We start from the raw sequence: 14,976 nt of genomic DNA on the forward strand, positions 1-14,976 counted from the left end.
ATGTCCGCCAACGCCAAGATCAACAATCTCCTGAAGTCGCTCCGGCTCCTCAATGACTACAACCGTGAGCGGCGGCTTCAGGTACTTGCCGAGGAGTGCGGCGAAGGCTTCGCCGCGGCGGTGCGGAAAGAGTTCGAACGGCAACAGCGCGAGCAAGGAACGAAGCGATGAGCCCGCACCCCATCAACGTCTCCAATCACGCGCTGCTGCGGATCCTCGAACACGCTGGCGACGTCGATGTCGAGGCGCTGCGGCGGGCCGTGGCGCTTTCGATCGGCCGCGCCGTCGCGGCGGCTGAGGCGATCGAGCAGAACGAATACAAGATCGTGGCCGGCGGCCTCGTCTACATCGTCGCCAACCATTGCGTCGTCACCGTGCAGCGGGAGCCGAAGCGGTGACGTACACGTGGCTTCCCGATCTGCTCGCCACCATCGCCGAGGTCGCTGGCCTCGACGCGGCATTGCAGATCGCGGACGCCTATGGCGGCACCCGCAAGCAGGTGCCGGCGCATCTTCCGGACGGGTCGCATTGGTTGACCGATTGCGTGGGCCGGCAGGCCGCAGAGAAGATCTGCGATCATTTCCGGCAAGGCACCGCGGGCGGCGGCTTCGGCGGCGCCTATCTGACGATTCCGCTCGGCCCTGCCGGCGCCGTCGCCGCCGCGCGCCGCCGCATGGCAAAGGCTCTGGCCGATGGCAAGTCCGCCTCGGAAGCCGCCCGCATCGCCGGCATGACGGAGCGCACCGCCTATCGGGCGCGCTCCCGCGCCCGCAAGGGCGGCGGGTGGGATGACAATCAGAGCGAGCTGTTTTAGGGTCGCCGATAGAGGTTCGAGAATGCCGTACCGCCCAATTGCCGAAATGCCGAACGACAGCGCACTTAGCGTCGCTACGAAGTATGTTGCCGGGTGTGAATGTGGCGCCACGATCGAGGTGATCTTCGCCGCCTCCGATCCGGTCGAAAAGAAGTCGGCCGCCATTCGGTCGGCTTGGGAGCGTCACATCTGCATTCCGGAAGCCGCGCGTGCCGCCAGGCCGGCCCCGAAACCCACGATGCTGGAGCGGATGCGGGATTCGCGTGTCTTCGAGATCACTGCGAACGGGGACGGGACGTTCGACGTGACCGATCTATCGGATGGTGCAATGAGCGATCGGTTGACCGCAGAAGAACTTCGGCGGCTCGGAGAAGAGATCATTGATGTTGCCCTGGACGAATAGTTCGTCCGCAGGCGTGGCCACTCGGTCGTGAGTCGTGATGTGTGGGGTTGGCCGCTGACACCTGTCAGCGGCTTATCTCGGAAGTAGAGCAGCTACGGTCTTCGCGTCATCACGCGCTGGAGACCGCCCCATGCCCTGCGAAATCAAGTCCCACCGCATCTATCGCGACGGCAAGGCCGTCGGTTTCCAGCAAACGAAAAACATCGGCGGCCCGATCGTTCCCAAGGTGATCGTGCTGCACGACACCGCCGGGCATCTGCACGGCCGGGACTCGATCGCGTGGCTGCGCGGCGGCCCGGGGCAATCGCCGAATGCGAGCGCGCATGTCGTGGTCGGCCGCGACGGCGCGATCACCCAGCTCGCCGCCACCAACATCAAGACGTGGCATGCCGGCCAGAGCTTATGGCGCGGCCGCGAGCAGCTCAATGGCTGGTCGATCGGCATCGAGATCGTCAATCCCGGCGGGCCGCTCACCAGCCTCGGCAATGGCCGCTACAAGGGCGTCGATCTGATCGACACCAAGGCCGATCCGTCGCTGGTCGTTCGCCACAGCAAGTTTCCGCCTCGTACCGGCGACGGCAAGCGGATGGAGCCGAATTATGGCGCGTGGCTGGAGCATACGCCGCAACAGATCGACGCCGTCGTCGAGTTGTGCCGTGCGCTGGTCGCGGCCTATCCGACCATTACCGAGATCGTCACCCACTGGATGATCGCGCCGGCCCGCAAGGTCGACACCAATCCGCTGTTTCCGCTCGACGAGGTGCGGCGCCGGGTTTGGCCTGCGCCGCGCTTCGCCGATCTCGACGACGAGACCCGTGACTCCGTTGCCGAACAAGGCAACGGCGAGGTCGCGTTTGCACCCCGTCCAGGCTCGGAGCTGGAGCCGACTTGGTCGGTGTCCAACGACGACGGCAACGCCGTCGACATTGCGCACCCGACCGATCTTCCCGCGCCGGCCGAGCCGCACCCGATGCCGAAGGCCCTCGTCGAGTTCGTGCAGCAGCGGCTGCGCGCGCTCGGCTACTACGAGGTCGGCAATATCGACGGCGACTTCGCCGGCCGCACCGAAGACGCGCTGGTCACCTTCAAGCGCCGCAACGGCCTGCCGGCGACGACCGATGTCGACGACGCCACGCTCAAGGCGCTCGCCTCCGCCGATCCGCGCGAGATCGGCGACGCGCGTGCCCGCGCCACTCCCAAGGATCTGCGCAAGATCGTTCCGGCGGTGCAGCAGGCCGGCCGCTCCAAGGCGCTGGCTTGGTGGCTCGGCCTGCCGTCCGCCGGCTTCGCTGTGCTGCAGGGGATTGCCGCCAACGTGCAGAGCGTCTGGTCGCAACTCGCGCCGATCACCGGCTGGCTGTCCGCCGTGCCGGGCTGGGTGTGGGCGCTGGCGATCGTCGGCATCGCGATCGGCGTCTGGTGGTCGTCGCGCCAGGCCGAGGCCGAGACGGTCGACGCCTATCGCGCCGGCCGGCTCACCTGACGGAGGCCCGCGATGGATTGCATCCCTGTAATCATGGAGTTCGTCGGCATCATCGCTGCGGTGATTCTGGCGGTCATCATCACGCTGCGGACGCGATGGGTGCGCGACACCTACGGCGCCGGCTTCGACAAGCTCGACGCGGTGATGACGGCCGAGCTGTGGGTGGGTTCGGCGCTCGCCCTCATGCTGATCGGCATCGGGAGCGCAGCGCGATGATCTCGGCCGCAGCACTGCTCACATTCGCGGCGCGGCCGATCGGCAAGGCCGCGCTGATCGCTTTGGGGATCGGCGCGCTGATCGCGATCGGCGGGCTCGGCGCCTGGTGTGCCGGCGCCACCGTGCAGTCGATGGTGGAGGATGCCGCTGCCACCGCCAAGGCCGAGCGCGACGCGCATTGGCGCGCCGAGATCGCCGAGGCCAACGCCAAGGTCGCGCAGGCCGAGGCAGCGCAGGCCCGCGCGGCGATCGAGGCGGACAAGTCCATCAAGGCGGCCGAACGCGGCCGTGAAGACGCGTTGAAAGAGCTGGAGGCGAAGAATGCGGCGCTTGCTGGTGGCGATCGTCGGGGGCTTGGGCGCGCTCGTGTCCGGCTGCTCAACCACGCCCGATGAACCGACCGTGCTGTTGCGGATGACGCAGCCGAGCGTGCCGGCGACGGCGACCGAGAAATGCCCGGACCCGGTGGCGCTGCCGGACCGCGACCTCACCGAAGCCGAGACGACGAACCTGTGGGGGCGTGATCGCGCGGCGCTGAAGGATTGCGACGGCCGGCGCGATGCGGCCGTGAAGGCGGCCGGGCCGCAGCCGTGATGGATCAGTTCGACGAAGCGCAGGCGCTCGAAGAGCGCGAGCGAGACGAATGCATCGCGCGGGCCACCGCGCGCCGCAAAGGCCCCGGCGCCACGCATTGCGTGGTGTGCGGGGAGCCGATCGACGAAGCCCGCCGCGAGGCGATGCCCTCGGCGATCCGGTGCGTGGAGTGTCAGGACAGGCGCGAGCGCTGGGCGCGCGTGCACAGGGGGCGGTGATGGACGGCTGGAGTTGGGCGAGCACCGTCTCGACTATCAAGGATGTCTGGTGGTTTCTGTCGGTGCCGCTGGCGGCGGTGGCAATGGGCGGGTTGTGGTACCTGCGCGGCCAGTTTCCGTCCAAGGCAGAGTACGACAAACAGACCAAGGCGCTCACGGACTCGGTCGACGCGCTGTCCGACAAGATCGACGACAACGAGAAAAAGACGGTCGAGCGCATCGTCAAGAGCGAGCGCGAGATGAGCGACCGGATGGCGAAGCTGGAAGGCGACGTCAAGCAACTGCCGGGCCGCAACGAGATGGAAAACCTGTCCGACCGGATCAGCCGCGTCGAGACGCAGGTCGCAGCCTCGGTGGAGACCATCAAGGGCGTTGAAAAGACCGCCAACAAGATCGACCGCACGCTCGAAATGATCCTCGGACACATGCTCAACGAGAGACAGGAGAAATCCGCATGAGCGACACGCTCGCCGAAGTGTTCGATAAGGACCGCCGCTTGGTATTGCTGCGGCTGCTAGCCGAGCAGGACGACTACGAACTGTCGGCGCCGCTGCTGACCAAGGCCGCGCAGGAGCTGCGGCACCGCGTCTATCCCGACGTGGTCGAGGCCGATCTCGTGCTGCTCGACCAGCATCGGCTGGTCAAGCGAAGCGAGCTGGAGGTCGGCGGCCGCAAGATGACGATCGCGACGCTGACCAAGTTCGGCCGCGACGTCGCGCACGGCCGGCCGCATCCCTTGGTGGCGCGGCCGTCGCCGAAGGATTGAGCCGATGAGCAAGCGTCCGTCCTCGATCGACCGGATGCCGCCGGAAGTCCGCGACTGGATCGGCCGGCTGCGCGACCAGGGCCGCACGCTCGACGAGATCATCGCCAAGCTGCGCGAGCTGGACGTCGATGCGCTGCCGTCGCGATCGGCGCTGCACCGCCATCTGAAAAAGGCCGACGAGGTCGCCGAGCGCATCCGCAAATCGCGCGCCGTCGCCGACGTCATCGTGCGCCGGCTCGGCGAGAGCGATCCCGACAAGACTACGCGGATGAACATCGAACTGATGCACAACGTGCTGTTCGAAATCGCGTCGCGCACCTCCGACGAGGACGGCGAGCCGGTCACCTTCGCGCCGATGGAAGCGATGCTGCTGGCGAAGGCGCTCGATCACCTCGGCAAGGCCAGCAAAGACGACGTCGCCCGCACCGTGACCATAGAGAAGCGCGCGGCCGAGAAGGCCAAGGCCGAGGCCGCTAAGGCGGTCGATGCCGTGGCCGGCGAAGGCGGCCTTTCAGCCGAGACGATCGAGACGATCAAGGCGCGAATCCTCGGCGTCGCCAAGCCGGAGCCGAAGGCGTGAGCGACCTTCTCGTCACGGCGGAAGATTGGGCGCGGCATCGCCGCGAGCAGCTCGCGCAGTTGCCGCCGCAGCTGGCGAGCAACTCGCTGCCGGACGTGCTGTTGCCGTATCAGCGCGAGCTGCTCGACGCGACGGCGATGTGGCAGCTCGTCGTCGTCGACAAATCACGCCGGATCGGCGCCACCTGGGGCATCGGCGCCGACGCGGTGCTGACGGCAGGTGCGCGCAAATCCGCCGGCGGGATGGACGTTTTGTATATCGGCTACAACCTCGACATGGCGCGGGAGTTCATCGACACCTGCGCGATGTGGGCGCGCGCATTCTCGCCCGCCTGCAGCGAGGTCAACGAGTTCCTGTTCAAGGAGAAGGACGAAAAAGGCGCTGATCGCTCCATCCAGGCATTCCGGATCAGCTTCGCGTCCGGCTTCGAGATCGTGGCCCTGTCGTCGCGCCCGCGCTCGCTGCGCGGCCGCCAGGGGTATGTGATCCTCGACGAGTTCGCGTTCCACGACGATGCAGAGGAACTGCTGAAGGCGGCCATGGCGTTCCTGATCTGGGGCGGCAAGGTGCTGGTGATCTCGACCCACGACGGTGTCGACAATCCATTCAATGCGCTGATCAACGAGATCCGCGAGGGTCGCAGGCCGGGCTGCGTCGTCCGCTGCACCTTCGACGATGCGTTGCAACAGGGTTTGTATCAGCGCATCTGCCTCGTCACCGGCAAGACCTGGTCGCTCGAGGCCGAGGCGAAATTCCGCGCGGACATCCGCGCCTTCTACGGCTCGGGTGCGGCCGAAGAGCTGGACTGCGTCCCGTCGCAGGGATCGGGTGTCTATCTCACCAGCGCGCTGATCGAGGCCTGCATGACGGCGGAGGCGCCGATCCTGCGGCTCGCCTGTCCGCTCGGCTTCGAACTGAAGCCGGACGCCGAGCGCGCCTCCTATGTGGACGACTGGCTGCAGGAGCATGTCGAGCCGGTGTTGAAGCAGCTCGATGGCCGGCTGCGCCACGTCTACGGCTACGACTTCGCGCGGTCGGGCGACTTGTCGGTGATGCTGCCACTGGCCGAAGGCCGCGACCTGGTGCGGCGGACGCCGTTCGCGGTCGAGCTGCGCAACGTGCCGTTCCGTGAGCAGGAGCGGATCATGTTCTACGTCGCCGACCGGCTCCCGCGCTTCGGGGGAGCCAAGCACGATGCACGCGGCAACGGTCAGGCGCTGGCGGAGTATGCCGTGCAGAAATACGGGCCGCTGGCGGTCGAGGCCGTGATGCCGAGCCAGCCCTGGTACATTGCCAATGTGCCGCCGCTCAAACGGCGCTTCGAGGATCGCACCGTCGCGATCCCGCGGGACAGCGACGTGAAGGACGACATGCGCCAGATCAAGATGGTGCGCGGCGTGCCCAAGGTGCCGGACGATGCGCACACCACCGGCGCCGATGGCGGCCAGCGTCACGGCGACTTCGCCATCGCGCTGGTGCTGGCCAACGCCGCGATGGACGCCGGTGTGTTCGAATACGCCTATCAGGCGGCCACCGCCGAGGCCGCCGCCGGCGGCGGCAATCAGTTGTTCGAGACTCATGGAGGGCGTGCGCTGTGGTGAGCCGGAACACACGAGGTGATGCATGACCGCTGTCATCCTGCGCGCGCCTGCCGGCGTGATGCCCGGCCCGATCACCGGGCCGGTGTCGGGGCTGTCCTACACGCTGGGGGACGATCGTCTCCTCGACGTGGCGCACGTCGCGGACGCCGTCGCGCTGTTCGGCGCCGGCTGGATCGCGCCTTACGGCCGCACGCCGGAAGTGCTGGCGCAGATGACGCCCGGGCGAGTCGACGTCCTCGCGCTCCCGCAGGTGCGCAGCATGTCGGGCGTCCTCAATGTCGGCGCGATCGGGCACAGCTTCGTCGCCAACGCGGTCCACGCCAATGGCTGGGCGAACAACGGCTATCTGTCGTGGATCAGGCGCTATTGCGGTGGCAGGATCAATCTGCCCGCATCGAACGTCTTCGCCGGCGGCGGCCTGAAACAGCACGATATCATCGCCACGCATTTGCCGGCGGCGCTGGCGGCGGGTCTCGACGTCTGCATCGTCGACACGCTGCGGAATTCCATCGGCCACGATACGACCGCCAACCTGATCGCAGGGCTCGCGGAAATCCTGGACGGCCTGACGGCGAGAGGCACGTTCTGCATCGTCCATCCGGTCGCCGCCGCATCGGGCGGCTACATCCTCAGCGGCGACAATCTCCTCCAGGCCTGCGCGCTGGAGCGCTTCGCGGCCTCGTATTGCCGATCGAACCCCAAGGCGAGTTTCGCCAACATCAACCTGCTGATCGCCGATTTCGCCAGCGGCCTCGCGCTCGGCGGGATGTTGTCGGACGATCTGCATCCGTCGGTGATCGGGGCAAGGCTGATCGGCTATGCCGATGCGCAGATCATCAACCAGTTCGCAGCCCCGATCGACGATCGCCATACGCTGCCCGGAGACCTCTACGACGCCGGCAAGAATCCGCACGGCAACCTGCTCGTCAATGGCTTGCTGGCCGGCACCGGCGGCGTCGAACAGGGCGGCCCCACCGGCGAGACGCCGACCAACTGGCTGGTGCAGGGAGGCTCCTCGACCACGCTCGCGATGTCCAAGGTCGCGGTGGCCGGCCGCACCAATCTATCCAGCACGCGCATGACGCTCGGGGGCACCGGCGATAACGTCCAGCAGATGCTGTATCAGCAGATCGACGACGGCAAGTACGACGCCGGTGACGTGCTGCGCGCCGAGGTCGAGGCCGAATGGACGATCACGGCCGGCTCGCTCGCCGAGATCAGCCTGACGATGCTGGCGATGGACAGCAGCTTCGGGGTGATCCGGACATGGGTCGACGGCGTCAACACCGGCGCCGGCTATTTGCCGGCCGGCGCGTCCGGCCCGCTCTGCTTTCGCACCGAGGATTTCGCCGTGCCCGCCGGGACGGCCTATCTGATCTATCGCCTCCATGCCGTCGCGGCGGCCGGCGCGCTCGCCGCGACGGTCGACTGGTCGCGGGCGAGCCTGCGGAAGGTCTGACGCGCACATGACGATCAACAGGCGGAGGCGCTGACAGATGGCACGCATTCTCGGACCCGATGGCAATCCCGTCGACACCACGCTGCTGTCGACCGAGGTCGCGACGCCGACGCTGATCGGCGTGCGCGCGGTGCACCACGAAAACGTCGCGTCTGGCCTGACGCCGGAGCGCCTGGTCTATGCGCTGCGGCAGGCGGCGCAGGGCGACGCGCGCGACTATCTCACGCTGGCCGAGGAGATGGAGGAACGCTATCTGCACTACGCGTCGCAGGTGCAGACCCGCCGTCTCGCGATCGAGGGCGTCAAGCCGTCGGTGGCGGTGCCGAAAGGCGTGTCGGCGAAGATCGCCGACTTCGTCCACGAGCTGATCGACGATTCCGGCTTCCGCGACACGCTCGGCGAGCTGACCGACGGCATCGCCAAGGGCTATGCGGTATCCGAGCCGGTCTGGGAATACGAGCGCGGCCGGCTGCGGCCGGTCGACTACAAATGGCGCGACCAGCGGTTTTTTCAGTTCGACCGCGTGACGCAGACCGAACTGCGGCTCGCGGTCGACGGCAGTCTCGACGGCGAGGAAATCACCAAGCCGACCTTCATCGTGCACAAGCCGCGAAGCAAGGCCGGCATCCCGATCCGTCGCGGCTTCGCCCGCGCGGCCGCATGGGCGTTCCTGCTGCAATCCTTCGCGCTGAAGGACTGGAGCGCGTTCGCCGAGATCTACGGAATCCCGCTGCGGCTCGGCAAGTATCATGCGGGCGCCAGCGAGGCCGACAAGAAGGCGCTGCTGCAGGCGGTGCGCTCGATCGCCTCCGACGCCGCGGCGATCATCCCGCAGGGGATGGAGCTGGAATTCGTCGAAACCAAAGGCCAGCGCGGCGAAGCCGTGTTCGGCGGGCTGCTCGACTATCTCGACAAGCAGATTTCGAAGCTGGTGGTCGGACAGACCATGACGTCCGACGACGGCGCGTCGATGGCGCAGGCCAAGGTGCACAACGAGGTCCGGCTCGACATCCAGCGCGCCGATGGCGTGCAGCTCGCCAACACCGTCAACCGCGATCTTGTCCGTTGGGCGGTGGCGATGAATTTCGGGCCGCAGGATGATTATCCGCGGGTCGAACTGCCGGTCGCCGAACCGGAGGACACCAAGGCGCTGGCCGAAGGCGTCGCCAAGCTGGTGCCGCTCGGCCTGCGCGTGTCGCAGGCGGAGATCCGCAGCAAGTTCGGTCTCAGCGAGCCCGGCGAAAAGGACGAGGTGCTGGCGCCGCCGGCGCAAGCGGTTGCAGCCGAGCCCGGCGTCGTCGCCGCCAACGACGATCCCAAGAAGGCCGCGCGGCTGTCGGCCGCCGATTGTCCGTGCCCGGCCTGCGGCGGCGTCCGCAACGCCTCGCTGGCCGCGACCGCGGTCGATGGTCGCGACGAACTCGACGAGCTGGTCGACGACGCCATGAACGGCTGGGAGGAGCTGGTCGATCCGATGCTGAAGCCACTGCGCGACGCGATGGCGCGCGCGTCCAGCTTCGAGGAGCTGGAGGCGATGCTGCCGTCGCTTGCCGCGCAGATGGACGGCGACAAGCTCGCCGAGGCGCTGGCGCGGCTCACCGCCAAGGCCCGCGGCCTCGGCGACGTTCAGGACTGACGATGCAGCTCACGCGCGGCCAGGCCGTCGAATTGCTGGCGCGCCTGGCCGCGGTGAAGCGCGGCTTCCAGACGCCGCCCGAAGTGGTCGATTACTTCCGCGACAAGAACCTGAAGCCGGCGTTCTCCTGGCTGGACGTTTGGGGTCAGGAGCACGCCCACGCCTTCACGGTGGCGGGCGTCACCGAGACCCGCGTGCTCAACGACTTCAAATCGGCGATCGACAAGGCGATCAGTAGCGGCACGGGTTTCGAGGCCTTTAAAGCCGACATGCAGGCGCGTTTAACGCCGCACGGATGGTGGGGCCCGAAGACGGTGTCGGACCCGACCGGCAAGTGGGCCGACAAGACGGTCGACTTCACCCGGCCGGGCCGGCTGCAGACCACGTTCTGGAGCAACGTGCGCAGCGCGCGCGCCGCCGGCCAGTGGAATCGCATCCAGCGCACCAAGGCGTCGCGGCCTTATCTGCTCTATGTGCGGTCGACCGCCGAACGGAAACGGCCCGAGCATCTCGCGGTGGCCGGCACCATCAAGCCGGTCGACGATGCTTTTTGGAGCACGTGGTTTCCGCCGAACGGCTGGGGCTGCCAGTGCAAGGTGCAGCAGCTCGATCAGGAGGACCGCGACCGCTACCTCGCGCAGGACGGTTATTCGGAAGAGGCGCCGGACCTCGGCACGAGAACCTACGTCAATCGCCGCACCGGCGAGGTGACGACGATTCCGCGCGGCATCGATCCCGGCTGGCAGACCAATCCGGGGCTTGCCCGCGCGCGGACGCTGGTCACGCAGTTCGCCGACACGCTGGCCACGGCCGGCGCAGATCGCGCCGCCCCGACGATCGCCAAGCTGTGGCGCGGCAACTGGCCGAAGGCGATGGCGAAGATGGACGAGCGCGTGCATCTGCCGGTCGCCGCGTCGGCGCGCGCGGTCGACGAGCTGGGTGCCAAGGTCGATATCGTCACGGTGGCGAACGACGTCGTGACCAAGAAGGTCGGCAAGCACGCCGCCGTCGATATCGGCAGCTTCGCGCAGGTCCAGCAGATCATCGATGCCGGCGATTGGATCGAAGACCGCGACCCGGCGGTGCGCAACATTCTCGCGGTGATCGGCGGCGTCCATTGGGTGTTGGCGATCCGGCGATCGACCAACGGCTACATTCAGGTTCGGACGCTGTTCAGGACCGATGCCCGCCGCCACGCGGAAATCCGGCGGCGCGGGGTGCGGTACAAGGCTGAAAGGGAGTGAGTAGCAGCCGGGGGGCCGTGACATCCCCGCGTCCACCTGGGACGGTAACACGTGGCTCGGCTGCGAAGCGGAATATAGGCCCGTGGGGCTGGTCTCGCAACCGGTTCGGACGGAGCCGTTAGGAAGCCCGCTGATGCGTTCGGCCCGTCGCCCGGACAAATCCGTCAGTCCTCGGCTGAAACGCGCGTATCGGGTTAAATGATGCTTTAACGAGGCTGTTATCGGGGATCGCTCCCCTCGGGTTGCTGCCGGAGGCCTGATCGGCCCGGCAAGGTCGCGGCTGACAGTTGTCAGCGGCCCGACACCCAGGGTGCACGGCTAGATGTGCACCCATGACGCACCGCTCCGCAAGCCCCCAGATCGCCATGCTCGACGCCGCGCCCGACGTGGCGTTCGGCGTGGTGACGATCGACGCCGCGTCGCTCGCGGCGGAAGGTGACGGCGCCGAGCGCTGGATCCAGGTGACGCCGCGCGGCCCGGTGGTGTGTCGCGACGGTCGCCCCTTCGTGTTCGACCCCGAAGCCCTGGTGGCGCGCTTCAATGCTGACGGCATCGACGTGCCGATGGACATCGACCATGCGATCCCCACCAAGGCCAAGCTCGGCGAGAAGGCCGATGCGGTCGGCTGGATCAAGAAACTGGAAGCCCGGCCGGCCGGCACCTTCGCGCTCGTCGAAATGCTCGCGGCCGGCGCCGCTGCGCTGAAGGCCCGCACCCATCGCTACGTCTCGCCGACCTTTCCGTGCACCAAGGAAGGTCTGGCGTTGTGGCTGCATTCGGTCGCGCTGGTCGCGGCCCCGGCTCTTACCATGGGCGCGATCGCGTCCGCCTCTCACCCTGCCAAGGAGTACCCCATGTTGAAGGCGATCGCGAAGGCATTGGGCCTCGCGGAAGACGCCGACGAGGCCGCGTGCCTCGCGGCGATCGTCAAACTGTCGAGCGATCCGTTGCGGCCGATCGCCAAGGCGCTCGGCCTCGCGGACGCCGCGGACGGCCAGGCCTGCCTGTCGGCGATCACCACGCTGTCGACCGCGCGCGTCGACAAGGCGGTGCACGATCAGGCGCTCGCCAATCTGTCGGCCGCCAATACGCAGGTCGCCACGCTGCAGGCGCAGCTCACCGCGCGCGATACGGCCGATCACAACGCCAAGGTCGAGGCCACGATCGAGGCGGCGCTGAAGGCCAAGAAGATCGTCCCGGCGCAGCGCGACAAGTTCGTTTCGCTGTGCGCGACCGCAGACGGCCTGCGCGACGTCGAGGCGCTGCTGTCGGCGACGCCTGCCAATCTCGCCGGCTCCGCGCTCGACGAGCGCCAGGTGCCGGAAGGCGGTGCTGCGCCCGATGCGCTGCTCGCCAAGGCGTCGGCGCTGGTCGAGGCCGCGGCCAAGTCCGGCCGCACCCTGTCGCACGCGGACGCCGTGATCCAGGCCAGCAACAATGGAGTCGCCCAGTGAGCCGGGAACTGATCAAGAGCTTCGTCGCCGACGCCGCGATCCGCGGCTATCGCATCGCCGCCTTTCACGCAACCAAACAAGCTGTCGTCGAGGCCGCTTCGAATGTCGCCGCAGTGATCGGCATCTCGACCTCGACCGGCGCCAAGGCCGGCGGCGTGGTCGACGTCGTGCAGCAGGGGCTCGCCGAAGTCGTCGCCGGCGGCGTGCTCGCGCGCGGCGCAGAAGTCACCTCCGACGCCGAAGGTCGCGCGGTCGCGCTGCCGGCGCCGAGCGGCACGGCCAAAACCGTTCGCACCATCGGTCAGGTGCAGGCCGCGGCTGTCGAAGGCGACGTCGTTCCCATCGTCGTCTCGGCCGGCTCCGTCTTCATCCCGGCGTCCTGATCTCCAGCCAACACACAAGGTAGCAACCGATGGCCGTCAACCGCCCGTTCCCCGTCAACCCCGTGCTGACCGCGGTCGCGATCGGCTACAGCAATCCGGCGAATACGCTGATCGCCGATCTCGTGCTTCCCCGCGTGCCGGTCGGCTCCGAATCCTTCAAATGGCAAGAGTACTCGCTCGCCGATGGCTTCAGTGTCCCGGAGACGCTGGTCGGCCGCAAGGGTCGCCCGAACCGGATCGAGGTGGATGCGAAAGAGAAGGACGATTCCACCAACGATTACGGCCTCGACGGCGAAGTCCCGATCGGCGACATCCGCGAGGCGGAGCGCCAGCGTGCGGCCGGCATTTCGAACTACGATCCGCGAGCCCGCTTGGTCGCAACGCTGACCAACAAGCTGCTGCTCGCCCGCGAAATTCGGGTGGCCGGGATCATCCACAATTCGTCCAGCTATGTGGCCGGTCGCAAGGTGCTGCTGTCCGGCGGCTCGCAGTTCTCTGACTACGCCAATTCCGATCCGATCGAGGTGCTCAAGGCGGCGATCGACGGCACGCTGATTTTCCGCGCCAACACGCTGGTGATGGGACAGGCCGTCTGGTCGAAGCTGTCCAGTCATCCGGTCCTGGTGAACGCCATTCGCGGCAATCTCACCAACAAGGGAATCATCACCCGCGAAGAGCTGGCCCGGCTTCTCGAAATCAAGCGGGTGCTGGTCGGCGAGAGCTTTCTCGACAGCGCCAAGAAGGGGCAGACGGCATCGCTCGCCCGCGTCTGGGGCAAGCATATCGCGGCGCTCTATCTCGACCCGGCGGCCACCAACACGGACGGCGTCACCTTCGGCTTCACCGCTCAGGTCGGCACCCGCATCGCCGGCAACATCGTGGATCCGGATATCGGCTTGGAGGGCGGTGAGCGCGTCCGTTCCGGCGAGAAGGTCAAGGAGCTGATCGTGGCTCCCGACGTCGGCTACTTCATCGAAAACGCCGTCGCGTAGTCGGGAGGCGATCATGGCGAACGACGACGAGGCGAAGGTCGAGAAGGCCGCCAGGGCGGAAGCCGAGAAGGCGGCCAAGGCCGCCAAGGCCAAGGCCGACGAGGAAGCCAAGGCCGCGAAGGCCAGGGCGGACGCCGACAAGCTCGCGGCGAAGCTCGCCGCGAAGGCCGACAAGAAGGCCCTGCAGGATCACGTCCTCACCCGCGAGGTGAAGCACGACGGCGAGGATTGCGCCGTCGGCGACACGGTCCCGCTCACCCGCGCGCAGCACGCGCAGCTCTACGCGGCCGGCGCCGTCGCGACCGACTGGCGCGACTGAGTTCGTGCACCCGCCGCCGGGTGCACCGCGCGGACGACGGTCCGCCTGGCCGGGGGCGCAAGCGCCCTCGGCGTCATTCTCCGAAACAGCGGGGCGCTGCCATGTCCGACCAGTTCAATCGCTTCGATCCGTCATTCTACGAACAGGGCGTGGAAGCCTGCGCCACGGGCGCCAGCCTGCTGGACGTGTTCAAGGCCTTCGCCAGCCACGACATGACCGATCGGAAAGCCGAGGATCGCGTCCTCAGCTACGTGCTCGGCTTCGGCGACGAACTGCTCTCCGAACTACGCGAGGCCGCCAAGCCGCGGTCGGTCGACCTCACCCTCAACATCAACGTGACGGGCTCGCTCGACGACGGTGCAAAGCTCTCGCTGATCCAGGCGATCGAGGATGCCGTGGCGAATGCCGTCAAGCCGGAGCCGAAGTGATGGACCGAAGGGCTTTCCTCGCCGGCGCCGCCGCGGCCTGTTTTGTCCCGCCGATCGCTTATGCGCAGACCGCCAAGCCCGTCTATCCGCGCGATCTGCTCGACCGCGTGCACGAGATCGGCCGCACGACGCCCGGCGGGCCCAAGCAACTTCAGGCTGCCCTCGAAGCAGAGTTCGGCCGGGGCGAGATTGTCTTCAGGGATGAAACCTGGACCGTGCTGGTCGATGTGAGCGCAGTCGACCACCACCCGGCGAGCGACCATCCGAACGTGCGCGGCATCCCGATGCGGATCGTGGAGCCTGCATCGTGGCGCTCCAGAGACTGGATCCTCGTTTTCGCAGGCGGCCCCGAGTGGCGCCGCGATTACTTGAAGCTGGGCTGATCT

The 14,976-nt window shown here is 67.5% G+C and carries 22 protein-coding genes; all 22 read left to right on the forward strand.

What is annotated here, in order from left to right; translation table 11 throughout:
• The 22 genes from DNX69_RS26320 to DNX69_RS10835 all read left to right on the forward strand — a co-directional run bounded on the left by DNX69_RS26320 (position 1) and on the right by DNX69_RS10835 (position 14,973).
• A complete protein-coding gene (locus DNX69_RS26320; protein WP_165825228.1) occupies positions 1–171 on the forward strand; it encodes a hypothetical protein in 171 nt (56 codons plus the stop codon).
• Positions 168–398, forward strand: coding sequence for a hypothetical protein (locus DNX69_RS10735; protein ID WP_110785944.1), 231 nt, complete (start codon positions 168–170; stop codon positions 396–398). The genes DNX69_RS26320 and DNX69_RS10735 overlap by 4 nt, the downstream gene beginning before the upstream one ends.
• A complete protein-coding gene (locus tag DNX69_RS10740; protein ID WP_110785945.1) occupies positions 395–814 on the forward strand; it encodes a helix-turn-helix domain-containing protein in 420 nt (139 codons plus the stop codon). The genes DNX69_RS10735 and DNX69_RS10740 overlap by 4 nt, the downstream gene beginning before the upstream one ends.
• 22 nt (positions 815–836) lie before the next feature.
• Positions 837–1,217: a hypothetical protein gene (locus DNX69_RS10745; RefSeq protein WP_133256001.1), complete on the forward strand. Its 381-nt coding sequence runs from the start codon at positions 837–839 to the stop codon at positions 1,215–1,217.
• Positions 1,218–1,347: 130 nt separating this feature from the next.
• A complete protein-coding gene (locus DNX69_RS10750; protein WP_110785947.1) occupies positions 1,348–2,700 on the forward strand; it encodes a peptidoglycan recognition protein family protein in 1,353 nt (450 codons plus the stop codon).
• A 12-nt stretch (positions 2,701–2,712) separates the two neighbouring features.
• Positions 2,713–2,916, forward strand: coding sequence for a hypothetical protein (locus DNX69_RS10755; protein WP_133256002.1), 204 nt, complete (start codon positions 2,713–2,715; stop codon positions 2,914–2,916).
• A complete protein-coding gene (locus DNX69_RS10760; protein ID WP_110785949.1) occupies positions 2,913–3,311 on the forward strand; it encodes a hypothetical protein in 399 nt (132 codons plus the stop codon). Before DNX69_RS10755 ends, DNX69_RS10760 begins: the two co-directional genes overlap by 4 nt.
• Positions 3,312–3,330: 19 nt before the next feature.
• Complete coding sequence (locus DNX69_RS10765) at positions 3,331–3,510, forward strand: hypothetical protein (RefSeq protein WP_110786074.1); 180 nt, start codon at positions 3,331–3,333, stop codon at positions 3,508–3,510.
• A complete protein-coding gene (locus DNX69_RS10770; protein ID WP_165825229.1) occupies positions 3,510–3,728 on the forward strand; it encodes a TraR/DksA family transcriptional regulator in 219 nt (72 codons plus the stop codon). The genes DNX69_RS10765 and DNX69_RS10770 overlap by 1 nt, the downstream gene beginning before the upstream one ends.
• The gene (locus tag DNX69_RS10775) at positions 3,728–4,186 is read left to right on the forward strand and encodes a hypothetical protein (RefSeq protein ID WP_110785951.1); all 459 of its coding nucleotides are present in this window, start codon (positions 3,728–3,730) and stop codon (positions 4,184–4,186) included. Before DNX69_RS10770 ends, DNX69_RS10775 begins: the two co-directional genes overlap by 1 nt.
• Entirely contained in the window at positions 4,183–4,494 is a 312-nt protein-coding gene (locus DNX69_RS10780; RefSeq protein ID WP_110785952.1) for an ArsR family transcriptional regulator, read from the forward strand. Before DNX69_RS10775 ends, DNX69_RS10780 begins: the two co-directional genes overlap by 4 nt.
• A gap of 4 nt (positions 4,495–4,498) precedes the next feature.
• A complete protein-coding gene (locus tag DNX69_RS10785) occupies positions 4,499–5,074 on the forward strand; it encodes a DUF3486 family protein (RefSeq protein WP_110785953.1) in 576 nt (191 codons plus the stop codon).
• Positions 5,071–6,675 (forward strand): terminase large subunit domain-containing protein, encoded by a 1,605-nt coding sequence (locus tag DNX69_RS10790; RefSeq protein ID WP_207803136.1) that lies wholly within the window; start codon positions 5,071–5,073, stop codon positions 6,673–6,675. The genes DNX69_RS10785 and DNX69_RS10790 overlap by 4 nt, the downstream gene beginning before the upstream one ends.
• A gap of 22 nt (positions 6,676–6,697) precedes the next feature.
• A complete protein-coding gene (locus DNX69_RS10795; protein WP_110785954.1) occupies positions 6,698–8,134 on the forward strand; it encodes a hypothetical protein in 1,437 nt (478 codons plus the stop codon).
• 37 nt (positions 8,135–8,171) lie between these two features.
• Positions 8,172–9,770 carry a DUF935 domain-containing protein gene (locus tag DNX69_RS10800; RefSeq protein WP_110785955.1) on the forward strand — a complete coding sequence of 533 codons (1,599 nt, stop codon included), beginning with the start codon at positions 8,172–8,174 and terminating at the stop codon, positions 9,768–9,770.
• A gap of 2 nt (positions 9,771–9,772) precedes the next feature.
• Positions 9,773–11,014 (forward strand): phage minor head protein, encoded by a 1,242-nt coding sequence (locus DNX69_RS10805; protein ID WP_110785956.1) that lies wholly within the window; start codon positions 9,773–9,775, stop codon positions 11,012–11,014.
• A 332-nt stretch (positions 11,015–11,346) separates the two neighbouring features.
• The gene (locus tag DNX69_RS10810; protein ID WP_110785957.1) at positions 11,347–12,468 is read left to right on the forward strand and encodes a phage protease; all 1,122 of its coding nucleotides are present in this window, start codon (positions 11,347–11,349) and stop codon (positions 12,466–12,468) included.
• A complete protein-coding gene (locus DNX69_RS10815) occupies positions 12,465–12,851 on the forward strand; it encodes a DUF2190 family protein (RefSeq protein ID WP_110785958.1) in 387 nt (128 codons plus the stop codon). The genes DNX69_RS10810 and DNX69_RS10815 overlap by 4 nt, the downstream gene beginning before the upstream one ends.
• 29 nt (positions 12,852–12,880) lie before the next feature.
• Positions 12,881–13,843, forward strand: coding sequence for a capsid protein (locus tag DNX69_RS10820; protein WP_110785959.1), 963 nt, complete (start codon positions 12,881–12,883; stop codon positions 13,841–13,843).
• 13 nt (positions 13,844–13,856) lie between these two features.
• A complete protein-coding gene (locus DNX69_RS26325; RefSeq protein WP_165825230.1) occupies positions 13,857–14,162 on the forward strand; it encodes a hypothetical protein in 306 nt (101 codons plus the stop codon).
• 101 nt (positions 14,163–14,263) lie between these two features.
• Positions 14,264–14,590, forward strand: a complete 327-nt coding sequence (locus DNX69_RS10830; RefSeq protein ID WP_110785960.1) for a hypothetical protein — start codon at positions 14,264–14,266, stop codon at positions 14,588–14,590.
• Positions 14,587–14,973 (forward strand): hypothetical protein, encoded by a 387-nt coding sequence (locus tag DNX69_RS10835; protein WP_165825231.1) that lies wholly within the window; start codon positions 14,587–14,589, stop codon positions 14,971–14,973. The genes DNX69_RS10830 and DNX69_RS10835 overlap by 4 nt, the downstream gene beginning before the upstream one ends.
• Positions 14,974–14,976 lie beyond the last annotated feature (3 nt).

The organism is Rhodopseudomonas palustris, assembly GCF_003226555.1.
In the GTDB taxonomy this organism is placed as follows: Bacteria; Pseudomonadota; Alphaproteobacteria; order Rhizobiales; family Xanthobacteraceae; genus Rhodopseudomonas; species Rhodopseudomonas palustris_I.